The sequence below is a fragment of the Breoghania sp. JC706 genome (assembly GCF_037026715.1).
Classification (GTDB): domain Bacteria; phylum Pseudomonadota; class Alphaproteobacteria; order Rhizobiales; family Stappiaceae; genus Breoghania.
On the sequence record NZ_JBANCG010000001.1, the window covers coordinates 193,920 to 211,423 of the forward strand.

Sequence of the window (17,504 nt, forward strand, 5' to 3'; positions counted from 1 at the left end):
TGCGTCCACCCTCTTTCTCTTCCTACGCCGAGACCCGCCGCATCGCGGCCGTCATCGCTCCGGCGGCGATCAGCACGCTGCCGCCCAGCCGGTTGATCGCCTTCAGGGTTGCGGGCCGGTTGACCTTCTCGCGCACGGCGGACGCGGCAAGCGCGTAGACGAGTGCGTTGACGATGGCGAGCCCGACGAAGGTGACGCCCATCAGCACGAGCTGCGGCGCCACCGGAGCGCCGGGGGCAATGAAGTGCGGCAGGAAGGCGATGAAGAAGGCGATGCCCTTGGGGTTCAGCGCCGTCACGATCCAGGCGTGCAGCAGGATGGTCTTGCCGTCGCGGGTGGCGGTCGCCACCGTCTCAAGCGGGACGGGCGAGGTGCGCCACATCTTCCAGCCGAGCCAGATCAGATAGGCCGCACCCACCCATTTCAGCACGGTGAAGAGCAGGGCGGAGGTGGCCAGCACCGCGCCGAGGCCCGCAAGCGACAGGGTGGCGGCCGTCGTATCGCCGAGAGCGACGCCGGTGACGGAGGCGAGCGCCGTCCGCCGTCCCTGCGCCAGCGCGTAGGAGACGACCAGCATGATCGTCGGTCCCGGGATCGCCAGCACGATCACGGTCGCCACCAGATAGGCCGAATAGAGTTCCCACGTCATGCCAACCTCCCACGCAGCCGGGGCGCAGACCGGCGCTTCACGAAACCACTTGCCCACCTTAGGCGTTGTCGACAGGAAGCTTAAGTGGAACCTTGCAAGGCGAAAGGGCAAAGGACGTGCCGAAAACACAAGCCGCCGGTCTCCTTGCCGTTATCGCCGCCGGGCTTCTGATCTTTCCCTCCGCAGGCACGAGCGCTGCGCCAACGCAGCAACGCGGTGCGGTGGCGCAGGACGAGGCGGGCCAGGCCATGGAAATCCCGCTGCCGGAAACGGAGAAACAGGATGCTCCCGCGGCGCCGGAAGCGCCCGAGCCCCAGCAAGATCCCGAGCCCCCGCAAGAGCCTGGGCCTGCGCCAGAACCGGCACCTCAGGCTGCGTCTAGACCCGCGCCCGCACCCAAGCCGCAGTCGGATCATCTTCCTCCGCCCAAGCCCGACATGCTCGCCGGCGCCGACAGGTCGCAAGCGCCCGCTGCCACCGACAAGGTTCCGAAAGCCCCTTCAGTCGAACCGGCCGCCAAACCCGAAACCGACGATCTCTTCGCGCGCGCAGCGCCTGACCTTCCCGAGGGCCGGCCGCAACAGCCGGTCGCCTGCAGTTTCGACGGGGCGGAGATCGAGCGGGTTGAGCAGCCTGCCCCCGATATCCCGGCTTGCCAGATCCCTGTTCCTGTGGAGATTTCCGCTCTCTCCGAGCCGCAGGCCATCGACCTGAAGCCGAACGCCACGCTCGACTGCGCGCTCGCCTCGGCGTTCTCCGGCTGGGTACGCGACGTGGTGGCGCCAGCGGCGCGCAGCTATCTGGGCTCGGATTTGAAAGGCCTGCGCGTCGCCTCCTCCTTCCAGTGCCGGCGGCGCAACAACCTTTCCTCCGGCAAGATTTCCGAGCACGCCAAGGGCAACGCCGTCGATGTTTCCGCCTTCCGCCTTGCCGACGGGCGGATCGTCACCGTCGCCGACGGCTGGAAGACCAAGGGCAAGGAGAAGGCGTTCCTGATGCATGTGCGCAAGGAGGCGTGCGATCGCTTTCTCACCGTGCTCTCGCCGGAAGGCGATGCCTATCATCAGGATCACATGCATCTCGACCAGGGTTGCCACGGCAAGACCTGCATCTACCGAATCTGTCACTGAGTGCGGTGCTCGCCATCGTGGTGAGTGCGGTTGTGGCGGCGGGAGGCGGCTGTCATGCTGTGGCGGCCGTTTCGAACAACGAGGGGAGCTCGATAGGCGATTGATGGAACGATATGAAAGCGCGCGCGAGATGGCTCTCGCGCTCCGGCCTGACCAGCCCGTCTACTGTTTTCACCCGCAAGTGCTCGCCGCCGATGCGAAGGCCTTCATCAAGGCCTTTCCGGGCAAGACCGCCTATGCGGTCAAGACCAACGGCGAACCCTTCGTGCTGAAAACGGTGGCGGAGGCCGGCATCGACTGTTTCGATGTGGCTTCGCCGGCCGAATTCGCCGCCGTGCGCGCCGTGGCGCCGAAGGCGGAGATGCTCTACATGCACCCGGTCAAGGCGCAGTCCGACATTCGTCTGGCGCTTGAGACCTACCGCATCCGCACCATGTCGCTCGACCACGAGGACGAGGTGGCGAAGATCCTCAGGATCGTGCGCGCGCTGGATATCGATCCGGCCGACATCACGCTGTTCGTGCGCATCGCGACCAAGGGGCATGCCGCCTACGAGCTTTCCAAGAAGTTCGGCGCCGCGCCGGGGCACGCGGTGGAGCTTCTGCAAAGGATCGACCGCATCGGCTTCAAGTGCGGCCTCTGCTTTCATGTCGGATCGCAGATCGAGGAGGCGGAGACCTACGAGCGCGCGCTGGCGTCTGCCGACTGGGTGCGCTCGCGCGCCGGCGTCGACCTCGTCGGCCTCGATGTCGGCGGCGGCTTTCCCGCCACCTACGGCCACGATCCGCGCCGCAAGGCGCCGCAGGTGCCGACCACGCTTGAACTGATCGACCAGCTCAAGAACGATCTCGACGAATGGGGCTTTTCCGACATGCCCATCGTGGCGGAGCCGGGCCGCGCGATTTGCGCGCGCTCGGTCTCGCTGGTGGTGCGGGTGCTGTTGAAGAAGGGCCGCCGGCTCTACATCAACGACGGCATCTGGGCCTCTCTGTCGGACAGCTGGACCGGCAAGATCACGCTGCCGGCGCGCCATATTCCCGATCCCGCCCGCAAGCGCCGGGCGGGCGATGCGGACAAGATCGTGCCCTTCAAGGTGTGCGGCGCGACCTGCGATTCGGTCGACATCCTGTCGCGGCCGTTCTGGCTGCCGGAGACGGTGGACACCGGCGACTGGATCGAGATCGGCCACATCGGTGCCTACTCGCTGGCACTCCGGACCCATTTCAACGGGTTCTATCCCGACACCATCGTGGAGGTGGAGCGGCCGTTCGACGAGCCCGGAAAGCCGGCGGTGAGTTTTGCGTCGATCGAGACGATGGCGGATTGAGGGGGAGAGAAGGGAAGGGAAGGGAAAAGAAGTCGGAGCGCGCCATGCGCGCCCTTCTTGCGCTGGATTCCGGGTCTGGCCATGCCGCTACGCGGCAGACCGCCCGGAATGAGGGCGTGTGTGGCTGGCCTGGAGCCCAATCCATCCTCCCTCATTCCGGACAAGTGAGGCGAAGCCGAGCGCAGATCCGGAATCCAGCGCAACATGCGCGGCGAAGCCGCTCCATCTTCTTCTCTTTTCGCCTCCTCCTTCGTCCCGTCCGCGCCGTATTTGCCTCCTTCTCCGCGCCTTCCTTCCTCCCCCTTCCGCTTCCCTCATTTTCCAACGTTGACATTTTATCGATAAATTGTGAATGTTGCGCCCTGCGATGACGGGTCGCAGCCTTTCCTTCATTCCGGGCCGGGCTGCTCCCGGGTTCCGACAGGCACACCTTCCAACGTACGAACCTCAAAGAGGCTATTCAAATGACGGCGAAGTGGGATTTCTGGATCGATCGCGGCGGCACCTTCACCGATATCGTGGCGCGTACGCCGGAGGGGGAGATCCGCGCGCACAAGGTGCTTTCGGAAAACCCGGAAGTCTATCGCGACGCCGCCATTCAGGGCATCCGCGAGCTGATGGGCGTGGAAAAAGGCGCGCGCATTCCGGCGGAAAACATCAACACCGTGAAGATGGGCACCACGGTCGCCACCAACGCGCTGCTGGAGCGAAAAGGCGACCGCACCGCGCTGCTGATCACCCGCGGTTTCCGCGATGCGCTGGAGATCGGCTACCAGGACCGCCCGGACATCTTCGCCAAGGAAATCATCAAGCCGGAAATGCTCTACGAGACGGTCGTGGAGTGCAATGAGCGCGTGCGCGCCGACGGCACGGTGGAGCAGGCGCCCGATCTCGATGAGGTCCGCGCCGCGCTGAAGGCCGTCTATGACGACGGCATCCGCTCGCTCGCGATCGTCTTCATGCACGCCTACGCCTTCCCCGAGCACGAAAAGGCCGTCGCCGAGATCGCCCGCGAGGTCGGCTTCCCGCAGGTCTCCGTCTCCCACGAGGTCTCGCCGCTGATGAAGCTCGTCGGGCGCGGCGATACCACGGTGGTCGATGCCTATCTCTCGCCGATCCTGCGCCGCTATGTTGAGCAGGTCGCCTCCGAACTCCAGATCGAGGGCACCGACTGCCGGCTGATGTTCATGCAGTCGTCGGGCGGCCTCACGGCAGCCGATCTCTTCCAGGGCAAGGATGCGATCCTCTCCGGTCCCGCCGGCGGCGTCGTCGGCGCGGTCGAGACCTCGAAGATCGCGGGCTTCGACAAGATCATCGGCTTCGACATGGGCGGCACGTCCACCGACGTCTCGCATTACAACGGCGAATACGAGCGCGCCTTCGAGACGGAAGTCGCCGGCGTTCGCATGCGCGCGCCGATGATGATGATCCACACGGTCGCGGCCGGCGGCGGCTCGATCCTGCATTACCGCGACGGCCGTTTCCAGGTCGGCCCGGATAGCGCCGGCGCCAATCCCGGCCCGGCGTGCTATCGCCGTGGCGGCCCGCTGGCGGTGACGGACGCCAACGTCATGGTCGGCAAGCTGTCGTCGGAATTCTTCCCGAAAATCTTCGGCCCCGAGGCGCAAGAGGCGCTGGACGAGGACGTCGTTCGCGCGAAGTTCAAGGCGATGGCCGACGAGATCGGCGACGGCCGCAGCCCGGAGGAGGTCGCCGACGGCTTCCTCAAGATCGCGGTCGCCAACATGGCCAACGCCATCAAGAAGATCTCCGTCCAGCGCGGCTATGACGTCACCGAATACGCGCTGACCTGCTTTGGCGGCGCCGGCGGTCAGTCGGCCTGCATGGTCGCCGACAATCTCGGCATGAAGACGGTGATCGTCCATCCGCTGTCGGGCATCCTGTCGGCTTACGGCATGGGCCTTGCCGATATCCGCGCCACCCGCCAGCAGGCCGTCGTCAAGACGCTGAAGGACGACATGCGGGGCGATCTCGATGCCCTGCGCGCCTCGCTCGCGAAGGAGACCGAGAGCGAGCTCGTCGGCCAGGGCATCCCGGCGGCCGAGTGCGAGACGCTGGTGCGCGCGCATCTGCGCTACGAGGGCACCGACACGCCGCTTCCCGTCACGCTGGCCGATATTCCGGCGATGATGGCGGAGTTCGAGGCCGCCCACAAAGCCCAGTTCGGCTTCGTCTACGAGGCGAAGGCGATCGTCGTGGAAGCGCTGGAGGTTGAGACCATCGGCGGCGGTGCCGGCATCGTCGAGCCGGATCACGCGCTGTCCGAGGCGCAAGCCAAGGCCACGGCGAAGACGCGGTTCTTCTCCGACGGCGTCTGGCACGAGGCGGGCATCTACCGCCGCGATGCCATCCAGCCGGGCATGGTTGTCGCCGGCCCCGCGCTCATCATGGAGCCGCACGCCACCATCGTCGTGGAGCCGGGCTGGCAGGGAGAACTCACCGTCAAGGATCACATCGTGCTGAAGCGCGTGGTCGCGGCAAAGCGCGCCGGCGCTGTCGGAACCGAGGCCGATCCGGTCATGCTGGAGGTCTTCAACAACCTCTTCATGAACATCGCCGAGCAGATGGGCGTGACGCTGCAGAACACCGCCTATTCGGTCAACATCAAGGAGCGTCTCGACTTCTCCTGCGCGGTGTTCGATCAGAACGGCACGCTTGTCGCCAACGCGCCGCACATGCCGGTGCATCTGGGCTCGATGGACCGTTCGGTTGAAACCGTCATCCGCCTCAACAAGGGCAAGATCCGGCCGGGCGACGTGTTCGCGCTGAACGCGCCGTATAATGGCGGCACGCATCTGCCGGACATCACGGTCGTCTCGCCGGTCTTCGACGACGACCAGAAGGAGATCCTGTTCTGGGCGGCGAGCCGCGGCCACCACGCCGATGTCGGCGGCACGGCGCCGGGCTCCATGACCCCGCGCGCCACGACGGTGGACGAGGAAGGCGTCCTGATCGACAACTTCCTGCTGGTCGATCAGGGCCGTTTCCGCGAGGAAGAGACGGTCAAGCTGCTGACCGATCACACCTACCCCTGCCGCAATCCGGTGCAGAACGTCGCCGACCTCAAGGCCCAGATCGCGGCCAACGAGAAGGGCGTGCAGGAGCTTCGCAAGATGGTCGCCCATTTCGGGCTGGACGTGGTGCAGGCCTACATGGGCCACGTGCAGGACAATGCGGCGGAAAGCGTGCGCCGGGTGATCGACGCGCTGCACGACAGCGAATTTTCCACGACCACCGATCAGGGCGCGAAGATCTGCGTCAAGATCACGGTCGACAAGGAAAAGCGCGAGGCGACCGTCGATTTCACCGGCACCAGCCCGCAGCAGGGCTCGAACTTCAACGCGCCCGAGCCCGTCACCCGCGCCGCCGTGCTCTACTGCTTCCGCGTGATGGTGGACGGCGACATCCCGATGAACGCGGGGTGCCTGAGGCCCATCAACATCGTGATCCCCGACGATTGCATGCTGAAGCCGAAGTATCCGGCGGCCGTGGTTGCCGGCAACGTGGAGACGTCGCAGCACGTCACCAACACGCTGTTCGGCGCGCTTGGGGCGATGGCGGCCTCAGAAGGCACGATGAACAATCTCACCTTCGGCAACGACACCTACCAGTACTACGAGACGATCTGTTCGGGTTCTCCCGCTGGTCCCGGCTTCAACGGCACCGACGGCGTCCACGTCCACATGACGAACTCGCGCCTGACCGATCCGGAAGTGCTGGAATTCCGCTTCCCGGTCCTTCTCGAGGACTTCCACATCCGCCCGAAGTCCGGCGGCAAGGGCAAGTGGCACGCGGGCAACGGCACCTCGCGCACGTTGCGGTTCCTTCAGGAAATGGACTGCGCGATCCTCTCCTCCCACCGCACCATCCGCCCGCACGGGCTGGAGGGTGGCGAGCCCGGTGAATGCGGCAAGACGCTGGTCCGCCGCATCGACGGCACCATCGACGAGCTGGAGGGCTGCGACCAGACCATCCTGAAGGCCGGCGAGGCGGTGATCGTGATCTCGCCCACCGGCGGCGGCTACGGCAAGGCGGAGTAGGGACGGGAGAACCGTTACACGACAGGGCCCGCGCAGGTGTTGCGCGGGTCTTTTCGTTTGTGGGGCAGATGGGGCCCAAGAATAGTCGCCTTGCGCCTCTCTCCCCCCTTGCGGGGGAGATGTCACGCCTTCGCGTGACAGAGGGGGGTAAAGCCGCTTGCTCCGAACCTGCCGCCAGCCCCCCTCTGTCGGCTCGCAGCCGACATCTCCCCCTCAAGGGGCAGAGTACAACAAGGTGCGGGCGTACTGACCTTTCGAGCCTCCTCTCATGGGGGAGGTGACCCGTGGGGACCGCTTGTGTCTCCCTCTCTCTTGCACGGAAGGCGGTGAGGCAATGGTTGCGCAAGCGGCCCATCCTTCGAGACGGCGCGTCGCGCCTCCTCAGGATGACGTTGTGTGTGTTGATGATTTCATCGAACTAACAGCACGATAACGTCATCCTGAGGAGCCCGCGTGAGCGGGCGTCTCGAAGGATGGGCCGCTTGCGCAAGGGATGCATGTACGTCCATGCGGTCCCAATCCTTTCCTCCATTCGGACGGAGAATTCGGCGCGCGCGCCGTGTGGGGTGCTGATGCCTACCCGTTGAAGGGCCAGCCGAAAATTGGAAGCTTCGATCCGAAATGGGGTGTTGGACGACAATGGGCGACCGATCCGTAATATGTTCCTGGAAGAAACGCCAAGGCCCAGTAAGACCAGTGATAGTGCTTCATGGTGCCGTCGCTCTCACGAACGGTCAGGATCGCATGATTGCCGAAGCGGCTCTTGCCCATAGTGAGGAACGTGAAATTCTCCATGGCCGTTGCCTCGCGCAATGGCAAACTGAGTGCGAGGCAATAGCCGTCGCTGGCCTTTCCGATCTCATCTGCCTTCATGATGACGAATGCGGGAAACAGTGCGCTGGCAATGGTGCAGCAGGCGAATACGCCTGCTCCAGCCAGACCGCAGCCGGCCGTTCTGGGGCCGATGTTCGTGTCTTTCGCGCCGGACACCAGCAAGACAATGGCGCAACCGGATAGGAACAATGCAAGCGCATGAACAATAAAGCCGAAAGGAATCCCCTCGAGGATTTTCGAAATCCTCAGGAACAGATGTGCGGCGAGCAGGGCTCCGATGATCGACCACAGCGCTACGTCTGCCGCGCTGATTCCACGGAGCCACAGTTCTGCGTTCAGTCGTGGTAGCGTGTTGAGGATACGCTCCCAGAGCTTGTCGATTTTTCCTTTGATGCCGACCAGCCTTAGCAAAAATATCGCCAAATAGAGTATGGCAATCTCTATGGTGATGGCCGCGAGAGAAAAAATAGTAATGAAAAAATAAATATCATGACGTGAAATGTATAGTACTAGTCCTATCAATAGTAATAATAAGGTTGAGATCCTCCACGCAAGTCCCCTTGGGGCAAGGAAGAAAAATATTCCGGGAACCCAAACTGTTGGGTGTGAAAGAATGCGAACAAGTAAATAAAGAAAATTGCTCATTTTATTTCCAGGCGACCAAATTTACGGGGTTTGAAGCCGGTTCACGTAGAAGATTTGATCGGCTTCAAATAATCAATGGGAAAGTGCACACTAGCCGCAGGCTTCCGTACGACCCCCGCGACACCCCGCCCAAAAATCCCGATTTCTCCGCCCGTGCCCTCCGTGCTATGGCGACAGAAAACACCTCCCGGATGCCCCGCCATGTCCCCCTACGTCGCCCCTGTCGCCTCCACTGAAACCCTGCCCGCATCCGCCGATGTCGTGATCATCGGCGGTGGCATCATAGGCGTTGCCGCCGCCTGGCATCTCGCCCGGCGGGGCATATCGGTGGCGCTGTGCGAGAAGGGCGTCATCGGCGGCGAGCAGTCCTCGCGCAACTGGGGCTATTGCCGCCAGCAGGGGCGCGATCCGGCGGAACTGCCGCTCATCCGGGAAAGCATGCGGCAATGGGAAACCATGGCCGACGATCTGGGTGAGGATGTCGGATACAGGCGCACCGGGGTCCATTATCTCGCCGCCGATGCCGCCGGCATGAAACGGTTTGAGGATTTCATGCCGCATGCGCGTGCCCATGGGCTCGACACGCGGCTCTTGAGCAAGGCGGAAGCGGCGCAAGCCCTGCCGGGTGCCACACGCGCCTGGGCGGGCGGCATGGTGACCCCGTCGGACGGACGCGCCGAACCGGCGCTTGCGGCACCGGCCATCGCGCGCGCGGCGCAACGCGAAGGCGCCGCCGTCCTCACCAATTGCGCGGTGCGCGGGCTGGAGCGCTCCGCCGGGCGCATCTCGGGCGTTGTCACCGAACGCGGCACGATCGCCACGCAGACGGTGTTGCTCGCCGGCGGGGCGTGGTCCTCGCTCTTCAGTCGCTCGCTTGGCATCGACCTGCCGCAGCTCACCGTGCGCTCCTCGGTGATGCGCACCCATGGCGGGCCCGATGTCACGCAAGGCGGCGCCTGGACGAAGAAATTCGCGCTGCGCCGCCGGCTCGACGGCGGCTATTCGATCGCCCATGGCGGGCTGTCGACCGCCGATATCACCGCCGACAGCTTCCGCTACTTCTTCGATTTCCTGCCCATCCTGAAGGACGAATGGCGCGACACGCGGCTGAGCATAGGCCGTCGTTTCCTCGAAAGCCTGAAGCAGAAGGGCACATGGGCGCTCGATCGCCCGACCGTCTTTGAGGACTGCCGCGTTCTCGACCCCAGGCCCGTGGCGGCAACGCTCGAGGCAGCCTGGCGCGATCTGGTGGCGGTGCTTCCTGATTTTGCGCAGGTTGAGATCGCCGAGCGCTGGGCGGGATATATCGACACCACGCCGGATGCCGTGCCGGTGATCTCGCCGGTTTCCTCGCTTCCGGGCTTCTTTATTGCCACCGGCTTTTCCGGCCATGGCTTTGGCATCGGCCCCGGCGCGGGCCGGCTTGCGGCGGACATCGCGACGGGGGCGGCACCCTGCGTCGATCCCGCGCCCTTCGCGCTCTCGCGTCTTTCGCGCCGGGGCCGCGCGCGGGGCTAACCGCGGCCCGTGGCGCATTTTCCTGCGCTTGCGATGGAACCTTCGGGCCTCATAAAGCCTTAATCCGGCGCAAGATGGAGGCCTCGGACCGCTGTGCGGCTCGAAGTCGCAGTCCGCCCGGCTTGTCCGCGCGCGCATTCGTCACGAAATCGAAGGTGACCCAACGGAAAACGCGCGATGCAACATGAATGTCTCCTGAACAATCGTCTCAGAAGGCGTTCAGCGGGACAGGGATAGGGTGGCTGCATGACCGGAACCGGGCTTTGGGGGCCGGAAACGTATGGAGCGTTCAATGTCCGCATTGAAGAAGGTTGCGACAACCACTCTCTCCGCTCTGGCGGTGACGAGCATGCTGGCCGCGAGCACGGTCACCGCATCGGCGCACGATCGCGGCTGGTATGGCGGGCCGCGTTATGATCACTACGACCGCCGCGATTGGCGCGATCATCGTCGCCACCATCGCGACAGGGGCATGGATGGCGCCGCCGCCGGCCTGCTGGGCCTCGGCGCCGGGCTGATCCTCGGCGGCGCGCTGGCCAGTTCCGCGAACGCCGCTCCCCCGCCGCCGCCCCCTCCGCCCGCCGACTATTACGACTACGGCCGCTACGATTACGGCCCGCCGCGGCCCTGGACATCCGACTGGCGCGCCTACTGCCTGTCGCGCTACCGCAGCTTCAACCCCAGCACCGGCTATTTCCTGGGCTATGACGGGGAATACCACTTCTGCCGCTAGGGCGCCTTTCTCGCAGGGCCTGATTGGCCCGTGCTCTCGATGAAGTGAGCGCAATTCCGGCGCCGGGCGCCCCGGTGCCGGAACGCGGAGCGGTCGCGCGGGGTTTACAAGGAAAGACCGACCGGCAGAGAGCCTATGCTACGCGGCGAGGCGGATGCCCGACGAAACAGTGCCCGACGAAACAGTGCCTGACGAAACAGTGGAGGACTGCAATGTTGAAGACTGGTCGCAAGGCCTGGAAGGCCATATCCCTGGCGCTGGCCCTCTCGCTCGCTTCCGCGATGGCCGTTCCGCCGGCCTTTGCCGGGGATTCCGACAATTCGCCCGAAATGTCCGGGAAATACCGCTGGCAGCAGCGCGGCGATCGTGTCTATCGCGACCGCGACAGGTCACGCCGCGTCTATCGCGATCGCGACTGGCGCCGCGACAACTGGCGTCATCACCGTCGCGACAACTGGCGCCATCATCGCCGCCACCGCAACAATGACGCCGGCGCGGCGATCCTCGGCGGCATCATCGGGCTCGGTGCCGGTCTCGCCATCGGCAACGCCACCGCGCCGCGCTATTACGACGGCGGCCGCTATCCGGCGTGGAGCGCGCAGTGGTACCGCTACTGCGAGAACCGCTACCGCAGCTTCAACCCGCGTACCGGCTATTACCTGGGCTATGACGGCGAATACCACTTCTGCCGCGCACGCTGAGGCACAGCTCTCACCCTTGAACCGGAATTGGACCGCAGGCGCCCGCCTGCGGTCCTTTGCGTTTTCGGGCGGCGCCGTCATTCTTTCCAAAACAAAAAGCCATATTTTCCGTTACGGCATGAAAGCCGGGCGGGAAGTCACAAGCGGTTATGTTACGATCCGTCTCGTCAATGCCCGCATAAAACAAGGGCAATCCTCGGGAGGAGCAGATGAAACATCCATTTCTGACGGCTTTGCTGTCGGCGACATTCATGACCGGCAGCGTCGGGCTTGCCGCGGCGCAGAACAATCTGGAAAAATTGTCCGGCTTCAAGAAGACGGGCACCGTGGATTTCGAATACGTGGAGCAGGGCGGCGCCTATGCGGCCGGGATCAAGAAGACCCTGGAGCGGATCAAGCTGCCGGAAGGCTTCCGGATCGATCTCTACGCCATCGTGCCCGATGCACGGCACATGGCGGTGGGCCCGCAAGGCATCGTCACCTTCGTCGGCACACGCAAGACCAAGGTCTGGTCGGTCACCGACCGCAACAAGGACAGGGTTGCCGACGAGGTGAAGGATTTCGCGCCCTCATTGCAGTTCGCCGTTCCCAACGGGCCGTGCTTTTCCAAGGACGGCAACCTCTATCTGGCGGAGCAGAACCGCGTCCTGAATTTCCCGGCGGCCGAGTTCTTCTATGAAAGCCCGGACGTGGCGGCCTTCGAGGTCGTCAAGCAGGGCGAGCTGATCCCGCCGGAGGAGGAGAGCTACAACCACACCGCGCGGGTGTGCGACATCGGGCCGGACGGCAAGCTCTACATCGCGCTCGGCCAGCCCTTCAACGTGCCGGCGCCGGAAAAGGCCGATCTCTACACCAAATGGGGCCTCGGCGGCATCATCCGGCTCAACACCGACGGCACGGGGCGCGAGGTCTATGCCACCGGCATCCGCAATTCCGTCGGCATGGACTTCGACCCCGCCACCGGAGACCTCTGGTTCACCGACAATCAGGTCGACGGCATGGGCGACGACATTCCCCCCGGCGAGATCAACCACGCAACGGCAGCGGGCCAGAATTTCGGCTTCCCGTGGTATGGCGGCGGCTCGGTGCGCACCAACGAGTACAAGAACGACGAGCCGCCCGCCGATGTCGTCTTTCCGGCTGTCGAAATGATCGCGCATGCAGCCGATCTCGGCATGACCTTCTATACCGGCGACCAGTTCCCTGCCGAATACAAGGGCGCGATCTTCTCCGCCCAGCACGGCTCGTGGAACCGTACCACGCCTGTCGGCGCCCGGGTGATGGTCACGAAGATCGACGCCGAGGGCAAGGCCAGTGCCGAGCCCTTCGCGGAAGGCTGGATCGACGAGAACGGCGAGTATCTCGGCCGGCCGGTCGATGTGGCGCAGCTTCGCGACGGCTCGCTGCTGGTCTCCGACGATCTCGCCGGCGCGATCTACCGGATCTCGTATTCCAAGCCGCAATAGCGCGATCGTTGCCGCAATCTCCGCTCTCTCTAGCGTCATCCCCCCGCTTCGTCCGGGGGATCCATAGGGCCCCGGGTGGATGCGGTTCCTGAATGCGGATTGCCCGGACTTCGCCGGGTAATGACGGAGGAGAGGTCGGGGGCGGGCAAGACGCTGAGCAATGGTGCGGCGGGCACCGACGATCGCCCGCCGCCTGCCGGCGCGCGTAAACTGGCCGCCAGAAACAGGCCGCCGGAAACTGGCCTACAATAACGCGGCCGCCGGATCGGCGGTCAGGGGAGGGAGTTGAATGCGCGATAGGGGAGACGCCCGCATCCTGCGGGCCGCGTTGTGCTGTGCGGTTGCGTTTAGTGCCGCGATATCTTCGGCCGGCGCCGCCGATCTGGAAGCGGGGCGCAAGAAGGTCCGGTCCGTCTGTCAGGTCTGCCACGGCATGAACGGCATCGGCACCAATCCGACCGTGCCCAACCTCGCCGGCGAGAGCGAGACGTATATCTCCAAGCAGCTCAAGGCATTCCGTTCGGGCACCCGAACGCACGAACAGATGTCGATCATCGCGCAAGGATTGTCGGACGCCGACATCGCCAATGCGGCCGCCTATTTCTCCGCGATCAAGGTAACCGCGACGCCGCCGAAGTGAGCGGGGCCGAAGTGAACGGGGAGGCGGGTTCCCTTCCCTCGTCGAAGAAGGATTGGGCCCGTACGATTGCCGCGTGCTCAGCAAAGACCGGACATTTCAGGAGGCTGCGCCATCGGCCCCGCCTCGCATCCTCTCCGTAGCGAAATCTTAAAGTCGGCCGCCTAGTCTCGCCCTGTCGAAAAGCACGGGGTCGAATGGCACGGGGGGTCTCGGTTGAACGGGTTGATGCGCGCGATCGGCGCTGGCGGCGAGATCCGGCGGGAAAACGTGGAGCGTGCCGCGGTGATCCTGATCGCGGCCTATGCCAGCCTTTTTGGCTACTTCGTCTATGTCGCGCTCGCCACCGGAGATCCGGGCAAGGCCGTCGGGATGGACTTCGTATCGTTCTGGACGGCGGCGCGCTCGGCGCTCACCGGAAACCCGACGTTGCCTTACGATCTCGTCGCGTTCTCGCAGCGGCAGATGGAGATCTTCGGCATTTCCGGCGTCGCCTTCTTCTATCCGCCGAGCTGGCTTTTGTATCTCTTGCCCTTCGGCCTCGTGCCGTTCGGGCTCGGATATGCGCTTTTCGAGGCCCTCACGCTCATCCTTGCCTGTCTCGCCATGAGGTGTCTGGTGCGCCGGCGTGAGGCGCTGTGGATCAGTCTCGCCTTCCCGGGCTTTCTGTTCTGCCTGCTGCACGGCCAGAACGGGCTTCTGAGCGCCGCGCTGTTCGGCTTCGCCATGGCCGCGCTGGAGCGGCGCCTGTCGTGGCTCGCCGGGTTCGCCATCGGACTTCTCGCCTACAAGCCGCATTTCGGGCTGCTTGTTCCCTTCGCGCTGCTGGCGGGGCGCGAATACCGGGCCTTCGCCGCTGCCGCGGTCACCACCGTCGCCGTCGCCGCCGCATCCTGGTTGGCATTCGGCACGGCCACCTGGCAGGCCTTCCTCGCGCAAATCCCGCTTGCCGGCGCAAACCTGGTCGAGGCCGGCATTTCCATGGCGCGGATGATCTCGCTCTTTGCCTGGCTACGGCAGGCCGGCGTCGGTGCCAATGCGGCGATGGCAGCACAGCTCCTGCTTTCCGTCGCGGTCTTCGCCGCCGTCATGCTCGCGTGGCGGCGCGCGCCGTCGATGCCGCTCAAGGCGGCGATCCTCGTGTCCGGCGCGACCCTCGTGGTCCCCTTCATTCTCGATTACGACATGGCGTTGCTGGCGATCCCGGCCGGCTTGCTGATCCGTCTTGGGCTTGAGGAAGGTTTTGGGATTTATGAGAAATCGGCGCTGGCGGCCTGCTTTGCGCTGATGTTCCTGAGCGGCGGGCTCGGCATCGTGGTGCCATTCGGCTCCGGCCCTCTGCCGGGACTGATGCTCTTTGCGCTCGCCGGCCGGCGCATTCTCGTGGCCGCGCCTTTCCGATCCTCCGACAAGGCTGCCGCCGCTACCTGACCAGCAGGGGCATTTCCTGGACCTCGTCCCACCACAGTCGACCGTCTGCCTCGCGGTGGAGCGTCGGGAAATGGCCGGGCACGATGATCCGTCCCCGCCGCAGCACCTCCGCGATCGAGGCTCGGCCGCGCTTTTGCGGGTCGATCTCCATGTCGGGAATGCCGGTCGTTGCCTCCCGCGCGGTCTTCAACGCGTCCGCCGCCAGCACGACAGGGCCTTCTTCCGTGCGAAGTTCCAGCGAGACATGGCCCGGCGAATGGCCGGGGGTGGGAAACAGCACCACGCCAGGCAGGATCTCCGCTTCGCCGTCGATGGTCTCCACCCGTCGTTCGCGCAGCAGTGCCGGCAGATAGCGCGGGGTGACGTGATCCTCGGCAAAGATCGCGTCGATGTAGTCGCGCTCCTCGCGCCCCATTACGATCGGCGCGTCGGGGAAGAGGTCCATGTTCAGCACGTGGTCGAAATGGCCGTGCGAGAAGACCAGCAGATCGATGTCGCGGGGGCTCAGTCCGCGCGCGTCGAGTGCCTCTACCAGCATGCGCCGGGTCACCCCGTGGCCGACATCGAAAAGCGCCCGCTTGCCGTCGGCCTCCACCAGAACGATGGAGGAAATCCCGAAGAAGCCACCGCGAAAGGCGAGGCTGGACCCGGGAACGAGGACATGGAAGCGGGGAGAGGGCATGGCGGAGAACTTTCAGGACAGGGCGGGTCTCGCAGCGTTGCTCCGACAGTGGCCCGGATCGGCTGCGATGGCCAGAGGCAAGGCGGGTGCCGGGCAATGACGGCGGCGAGGCATGAGAGGGAATTGTCGAAAGCGCAAACCCCGATGCCATTTCGGGCCGGACACCAAGGGCAATGCGTGCGCAATCGCGGGAGGCGGCAGGTCATATTCGTATCTGCCCTACGGGCGGAGCGGGCGGTTTCGCCAATACTTGCACAATGACGCGGCGGATTTTTGCACTATTATTGATCAATTGCGGTGTATTTGGGCACATTTCGACAATTTGTCGATAAATCGTTGATGTTCCGGTGCCGAAAAGCTAGCGTTGACTCCCGAGAACAGGTGTATTGGGCTCTGGACTTCGGATCCGCGTGCGCGGTCCGTAATACCTTGGGAAAATCCGGGCCTCGTCAATCGTCAAGGCCTCATGAAGCGTCAAGGGTAGAAGCCCGGCGCCTCGACAGGGAGAGACTACATGCTGAAAACGAACCGTCTTGTAGCGGCGGGTGCGGCTTTCGTTGCCGCTTCCGTCATCGGTTTCGCCGCGTCGGCGCAGACCAAGTGGGACATGCCGACGCCCTATGGCGACACCAACTTCCACACGGTGAACATCGCCGAGTTCGCCAAGGATGTCGAAAAGGCCACCGGCGGCAAGCTCACCATCCAGATCCATTCCGCCGGCTCGCTGCTCAAGCATCCGGAAATCAAGAACGCCGTGCGCAAGGGCGTGGTGCCGGTCGGTGAGGTGCTGATCTCGCGCCTGTCGAACGAGGACCCGATCTTCGAACTGGATTCCGTGCCCTTCCTGGCCACCTCCTATGATGCCGCCAAGAAGCTCTATGACGCCTCGCGCCCGGCTCTGGAAAAGAAGCTCGACGCCCAGGGCCTGATGCTGCTCTTCTCCGTGCCGTGGCCGCCGCAGGGCATCTATTCCAAGGGCGCCATCTCTTCCATGGACGACCTGAAGGGCAAGCGTTTCCGCGCCTACAATGCCGCGACCGAGCGGATCGCCCAGCTTGCCGGTGCCGTGCCGACCCAGGTGGAAGTGCCGGATCTGCCGACCGCCTTCTCCACCGGCCGCGTTCAGGTGATGATCACCTCGCCCTCGACGGGGGCCAACTCCAAGGCGTGGGACTATCTCGACCACTATTATGACGCCCAGGCCTGGCTGCCGAAGAACATGGTCATCGTCAACAAGGCCGCCTTCATGGCGCTGCCGGCCGATGTGCAGGCGGCCGTGAAGGAAGCCGCCGCCACCGCCGAGACGCGCGGCTGGGAAGCGTCCAAGACCGAGACGAAAGAAAAGACCCAGGAACTCGCCGACAACGGCATCGAGGTCTCCGCGCCGTCGCCCGAGCTGCAGGACGGTTTCAAGGCCATCGGCGCGACCATGGTCAAGGAGTGGCAGGCCAAGGCCGGCGATGAGGGCAAGGCCATCATCGACGCCTATTCCAAGTAGGCGGTCAGAGAGGCACCCTCTCTCCGCCGGCACGTCCCTCGCCGCCGTCATCCCCCGGCTTCGTCCGGGGGATCCATCGCCTGTCGGCAACGGCTGCGAGCCGAAATGGATTGCCCGGCCATTATCGGTCTCGGGCCGGGCAATGACGGGAGAGAGACCGGCGCGGCGCTACAGGACCGACCGGCGCAGCCT

Annotated in this window: 13 protein-coding genes; 10 read left to right on the forward strand and 3 right to left on the reverse strand. The window is 64.6% G+C overall.

Annotated features, from left to right (window positions below):
- Positions 1-22 precede the first annotated feature (22 nt).
- Positions 23-649 carry a LysE family translocator gene (locus V2L18_RS00860; protein ID WP_336175787.1) on the reverse strand — a complete coding sequence of 209 codons (627 nt, stop codon included), beginning with the start codon at positions 647-649 and terminating at the stop codon, positions 23-25.
- Between the two features lie 116 nt (positions 650-765).
- On the opposite strand from V2L18_RS00860, the gene V2L18_RS00865 reads away from it, so the two are divergent.
- The 3 genes from V2L18_RS00865 (at position 766) to V2L18_RS00875 (ending at position 7,167) form a co-directional block, all read left to right on the forward strand.
- Positions 766-1,779, forward strand: a complete 1,014-nt coding sequence (locus tag V2L18_RS00865; RefSeq protein ID WP_336175789.1) for an extensin family protein — start codon at positions 766-768, stop codon at positions 1,777-1,779.
- 103 nt (positions 1,780-1,882) lie between these two features.
- On the forward strand, positions 1,883-3,106 hold the full coding sequence (locus tag V2L18_RS00870; RefSeq protein ID WP_336175791.1) for an alanine racemase: 1,224 nt from the start codon (positions 1,883-1,885) through the stop codon (positions 3,104-3,106).
- A 464-nt stretch (positions 3,107-3,570) separates the two neighbouring features.
- Positions 3,571-7,167, forward strand: a complete 3,597-nt coding sequence (locus V2L18_RS00875; protein ID WP_336175792.1) for a hydantoinase B/oxoprolinase family protein — start codon at positions 3,571-3,573, stop codon at positions 7,165-7,167.
- 576 nt (positions 7,168-7,743) lie between these two features.
- Here the strand turns inward: V2L18_RS00875 and V2L18_RS00880 are convergent.
- On the reverse strand, positions 7,744-8,646 hold the full coding sequence (locus V2L18_RS00880; RefSeq protein ID WP_336175793.1) for a hypothetical protein: 903 nt from the start codon (positions 8,644-8,646) through the stop codon (positions 7,744-7,746).
- A 201-nt stretch (positions 8,647-8,847) separates the two neighbouring features.
- Between V2L18_RS00880 and V2L18_RS00885 the strand changes: the two genes are divergently transcribed.
- The 6 genes from V2L18_RS00885 (at position 8,848) to V2L18_RS00910 (ending at position 15,132) form a co-directional block, all read left to right on the forward strand.
- Positions 8,848-10,164, forward strand: coding sequence for an FAD-binding oxidoreductase (locus tag V2L18_RS00885; RefSeq protein WP_336175794.1), 1,317 nt, complete (start codon positions 8,848-8,850; stop codon positions 10,162-10,164).
- A 292-nt stretch (positions 10,165-10,456) separates the two neighbouring features.
- Positions 10,457-10,897, forward strand: a complete 441-nt coding sequence (locus V2L18_RS00890) for a BA14K family protein (RefSeq protein WP_336175795.1) — start codon at positions 10,457-10,459, stop codon at positions 10,895-10,897.
- A gap of 212 nt (positions 10,898-11,109) precedes the next feature.
- Positions 11,110-11,598, forward strand: a complete 489-nt coding sequence (locus V2L18_RS00895; RefSeq protein WP_336175796.1) for a BA14K family protein — start codon at positions 11,110-11,112, stop codon at positions 11,596-11,598.
- A gap of 251 nt (positions 11,599-11,849) precedes the next feature.
- On the forward strand, positions 11,850-13,064 hold the full coding sequence (locus tag V2L18_RS00900; RefSeq protein ID WP_336176366.1) for a PQQ-dependent sugar dehydrogenase: 1,215 nt from the start codon (positions 11,850-11,852) through the stop codon (positions 13,062-13,064).
- 289 nt (positions 13,065-13,353) lie between these two features.
- Positions 13,354-13,704, forward strand: coding sequence for a cytochrome c (locus tag V2L18_RS00905; protein ID WP_336175797.1), 351 nt, complete (start codon positions 13,354-13,356; stop codon positions 13,702-13,704).
- A 225-nt stretch (positions 13,705-13,929) separates the two neighbouring features.
- The gene (locus V2L18_RS00910; protein WP_336175798.1) at positions 13,930-15,132 is read left to right on the forward strand and encodes a glycosyltransferase family 87 protein; all 1,203 of its coding nucleotides are present in this window, start codon (positions 13,930-13,932) and stop codon (positions 15,130-15,132) included.
- Here V2L18_RS00910 and V2L18_RS00915 read toward each other — a convergent pair.
- Complete coding sequence (locus tag V2L18_RS00915; protein ID WP_336175799.1) at positions 15,125-15,814, reverse strand: MBL fold metallo-hydrolase; 690 nt, start codon at positions 15,812-15,814, stop codon at positions 15,125-15,127. The two genes, V2L18_RS00910 and V2L18_RS00915, sit on opposite strands and share 8 nt — an antisense overlap.
- 514 nt (positions 15,815-16,328) lie before the next feature.
- On the opposite strand from V2L18_RS00915, the gene V2L18_RS00920 reads away from it, so the two are divergent.
- Complete coding sequence (locus tag V2L18_RS00920; protein ID WP_336175800.1) at positions 16,329-17,312, forward strand: TRAP transporter substrate-binding protein; 984 nt, start codon at positions 16,329-16,331, stop codon at positions 17,310-17,312.
- Positions 17,313-17,504 lie beyond the last annotated feature (192 nt).